The 2,050-nt window shown below is 57.8% G+C and carries 2 rRNA genes (1 of these 2 cut by a window edge); both read left to right on the top strand.

Annotated features, from left to right (window positions below):
* Positions 1–1,847 (top strand): 23S ribosomal RNA (locus ACZ7SW_RS46725) (it extends 1,355 nt beyond the left edge of the window).
* 85 nt (positions 1,848–1,932) lie between these two features.
* Positions 1,933–2,049 (top strand): 5S ribosomal RNA (gene rrf, locus ACZ7SW_RS46720).
* Position 2,050 lies beyond the last annotated feature (1 nt).

The raw sequence follows: 2,050 nt of genomic DNA, 5'->3' as shown, positions 1-2,050 counted from the left end.
GGCTTTCGGGCTCTCGTGCAGTGGTGTGGATGGGTAGGGGAGCGTCCTGCATCCGGTGAAGCCGCGGCGGAAGCCAGCGGTGGAGGGTGCGGGAGTGAGAATGCAGGCATGAGTAGCGAATGCAGAGTGAGAAACTCTGCCGCCGGATGACCAAGGGTTCCTGGGCCAGGCTAATCCGCCCAGGGTAAGTCGGGACCTAAGGCGAGGCCGACAGGCGTAGTCGATGGACAACGGGTTGATATTCCCGTACCCGAGCATGTGCGCCCATGGCGAGGCGGTTGACACTAACCACCCGAAGCCGGCATGGAAGTCTTCGGACGGACGTGCCGTGTGGAGCGTGGGACCTGATTCCGTAGTAGTCAAGCGATGGGGTGACGCAGGAAGGTAGCTCCGCCAGGCGATGGTTGTCCTGGTGTAAGCGTGTAGGCCGAGTGGTAGGCAAATCCGCCACTCATGTGGCTGAGACGTGATGCGTAGCCGTTTGAGGCGAAGCGGGTGATCCTATGCTGCCGAGAAAAGCCTCTAGTGAGTGCATGCACGGCCCGTACCCCAAACCAACACAGGTGGTCAGGTAGAGAATACCAAGGCGATCGGGTGAACTGTGGTTAAGGAACTCGGCAAAATGCCCCCGTAACTTCGGGAGAAGGGGGGCCAAGCACTGTGATGTCCCTTGCGGGCGGAGCGGTGGTTGGCCGCAGAGACCAGCGGAAAGCGACTGTTTACTAAAAACACAGGTCCATGCGAAGTCGCAAGACGATGTATATGGACTGACGCCTGCCCGGTGCTGGAACGTTAAGAGGACCGGTTAGCGCTTCGGCGCGAAGCTGAGAATTTAAGCGCCAGTAAACGGCGGTGGTAACTATAACCATCCTAAGGTAGCGAAATTCCTTGTCGGGTAAGTTCCGACCTGCACGAATGGCGTAACGACTTTCCGGCTGTCTCGACCACAGGCCCGGCGAAATTGCATTACGAGTAAAGATGCTCGTTACGCGCGGCAGGACGGAAAGACCCCGGGACCTTTACTATAGTTTGGTATTGGTTTTCGGTTCGGCTTGTGTAGGATAGGTGGGAGACTGTGAAGCGCTCACGCTAGTGGGTGTGGAGTCGTTGTTGAAATACCACTCTGGTCGGATTGGGAATCTGAACCTCGGACCATGATCTGGTTCAGGGACAGTGCCTGATGGGTAGTTTAACTGGGGCGGTTGCCTCCTAAAGGGTAACGGAGGCGCCCAAAGGTTCCCTCAGCCTGGTTGGCAATCAGGTGTCGAGTGCAAGTGCACAAGGGAGCTTGACTGTGAGACAGACATGTCGAGCAGGGACGAAAGTCGGGACTAGTGATCCGGCACCTCCTGGTGGAAGGGGTGTCGCTCAACGGATAAAAGGTACCCCGGGGATAACAGGCTGATCTTGCCCAAGAGTCCATATCGACGGCATGGTTTGGCACCTCGATGTCGGCTCGTCGCATCCTGGGGCCGGAGTAGGTCCCAAGGGTTGGGCTGTTCGCCCATTAAAGCGGCACGCGAGCTGGGTTTAGAACGTCGTGAGACAGTTCGGTCCCTATCCGCCGCGCGCGCAGGATACTTGAGGAAGGCTGTCCCTAGTACGAGAGGACCGGGACGGACGGACCTCTGGTGTGCCAGTTGTCACGCCAGTGGCATGGCTGGTTGGCTATGTTCGGAAGGGATAACCGCTGAAGGCATCTAAGCGGGAAGCCTGTTCCAAGATGAGGTATCCCACCCCCTGTGGGTTAAGGCCCCCAAGAGACGATTGGGTTGATAGGCCAGAAATGGAAGCACAGTAATGTGTTGTCGAGTTGACTGGTACTAATAGGCCGAGGACTTGCCCACGAAGATGTTGCGCATCCACTCTACGGTTCTGAAACACCACACCAGCCCCACCGGACACGGTGGCGGGTGTGTTGTTTCGGAGTGTTTCGGTGGTTTTAGCGTCAGGGAAACGCCCGGTCCCATTCCGAACCCGGAAGCTAAGCCTGACTGCGCCGATGGTACTGCAACCGAAGGGTTGTGGGAGAGTAGGACACCGCCGAACT

It is taken from the genome of Amycolatopsis sp. NPDC114484, assembly GCF_055633755.1.
The sequence above is the reverse complement of the archived record's forward strand: the minus strand, read 5'-3'. Positions and strand labels throughout refer to the sequence as shown.